We start from the raw sequence: 376 nt of genomic DNA on the forward strand, positions 1-376 counted from the left end.
ACACGTCCGGGATCGGCATCAGCGTCCCGCCGCCGGTGACCGCGATCCCGGCGCGGGCGGCCAGATCGGCCAGTGTGGTCCGCACGATCACCGTGGTCGGCATCCCGGTCAGCGTGCCGAGTTCCTTGTTCCCCAGGGCGGCGCGCAGCACGAACGCCAACGCGTCGTGACGGCGCTGACCGACCGTGCGGGCATCGGCGTCGATCTGGGCCTGCGACGGCGTCCCCGACACACACGGCTCGGCGTCACCGGGATGGCACATGCCCGGGGCGGCGTACTTGGCCAACAACACCTCCAGCAGCGCCGCCGCCTCCGGGGTCAACGTCGCCGACATGGGCACGGTGCGGTCACGCCGCTGGGAACCGATCACCACCTC

At 72.1% G+C, this 376-nt stretch carries 1 protein-coding gene; it reads right to left on the reverse strand.

The annotated features are described in order from the left end of the window. Positions 1 to 370, reverse strand: a 370-nt coding sequence (locus tag AC30CM_RS27405) for a DUF222 domain-containing protein (protein WP_490120039.1), incomplete at its 3' end; no start/stop codon positions are given. Positions 371 to 376: the final 6 nt, after the last annotated feature.

Source organism: Mycobacterium sp. DHQP2018-32-09 (genome assembly GCF_058148405.1).